This is a genomic window from Rhodoplanes roseus, assembly GCF_003258865.1.
In the GTDB taxonomy this organism is placed as follows: Bacteria; Pseudomonadota; Alphaproteobacteria; order Rhizobiales; family Xanthobacteraceae; genus Rhodoplanes; species Rhodoplanes roseus.
Genome location: NZ_NPEX01000578.1, coordinates 1 through 1,249, shown reverse-complemented (window position 1 = coordinate 1,249; position 1,249 = coordinate 1). Strand labels below are relative to the sequence as shown.

Below are 1,249 nucleotides of genomic sequence, written 5' to 3'. Positions count from 1 at the left end.
TCGCACACCTCAGGCTCCTTACCCGCCGCCTTGCGACCCCCGTCAATAAAGGCTGAATTTCGAGTCAGACACTCAGGGTGAGGGCGGAAGGATGTTTCAGGGTGAGGGCGGAAGGATGCTTCGACTCGATGATTTCTGCGCGACCCCTTCCGTCGGGCGAGTGCGGTCGATCCGGGGCGGCGCGGCGCTCCGTCGAGGCGACGGTCCAGCCCGGGTGACGGCCCAGGCCGGACGACGCTCGCGTCACGGCGATGGCGCGAGCTGTTCGTCGGTCCGCGGCGCCGCCGACCGTGGCGGCCGGCCGCGCGGCTTGGGTGCCGACGGCTTCTGTCCGGCGTCCTTGCCGCCGATGCGGGCCTGCAGCTCGGCCAGCTTGGCCTGCCGCTCCTCCAGCTCCGCCCTCTCGGCGGCGATCTTCCGATCGAGCGCCGCCTGCGCATCCTCGATCATCGTCAGCAGCTCCTCCGACGACATGTCGGAATAGTTCGGCGCATCCATCAGTCCCACTCCTGTTCCGAGCCGACGATTCGCCCCGGCCCGGCGACCGCCACAGAACATAACGGGAACGCGATTTCAAGCCCGCAGCGCAGCACCGTGGCGCGGATCAGCGCAGCGATCCGGGGACAGGTGCGATTGGCGCGGAGTCTCGCCGCAATCCGGCTCCGTAGCCCGGGTTCAGTGAAACGAAACCCGGGATCCGCGGCACGGCCCGCCCCCGGACGTCGCTGCGCTCCGTCCAGGCTACGGTCGGAGCCGGGCTACGCTTGATCCAGCTTCGCCGCGTTTCTGCTGCGCCGGCAACTCCAGCCCCAGCTCCATCCGCTTCTTCCGCGACAGCCCCTGCGCCACGATCGTGTGCGACTGACGCAGATAGTCTTTCAGCTCCGCCGCGGGCAGGCCGGGCTTGCCAAAATGCTGGATCCATTTGAGGCCGCGCGAGGCGAGGTAGGGGGCGGGGCGCAGGCCGGGGCGGTCCTTCAGCAGCTCGTAGGCGATGTCGCTCACCTTGAAGGTGATGCCGGCGCCGTCGTCGCTCCAGCCGCCGATGGCGAAGACCTTGCCGCCGACCTTCCAGACATGCGCGCCGCCCCACTGCACCACGTGCGTGGTGGCGGGGAGGGCGCGGCAGAAGGCGTTGAACGTGGCGGGGGTCATGAGACCGGCTCGCGGTGATGCAGGCTGACTGCAGATACCACGAGGCGCTGCGGCCGTCGCCCTTCGAGGCCCGGCTTCGCCAGATCGGAAGAGC

2 protein-coding genes are annotated in these 1,249 nt (G+C 69.3%); both read right to left on the bottom strand.

The window, feature by feature from the left end; genetic code table 11:
• Positions 1-243: 243 nt before the first annotated feature.
• Positions 244-498, bottom strand: coding sequence for a hypothetical protein (locus tag CH341_RS31380; protein ID WP_111423622.1), 255 nt, complete (start codon positions 496-498; stop codon positions 244-246).
• Between the two features lie 243 nt (positions 499-741).
• Positions 742-1,155 carry an MmcQ/YjbR family DNA-binding protein gene (locus CH341_RS31375; RefSeq protein ID WP_111423620.1) on the bottom strand — a complete coding sequence of 138 codons (414 nt, stop codon included), beginning with the start codon at positions 1,153-1,155 and terminating at the stop codon, positions 742-744.
• Positions 1,156-1,249 lie beyond the last annotated feature (94 nt).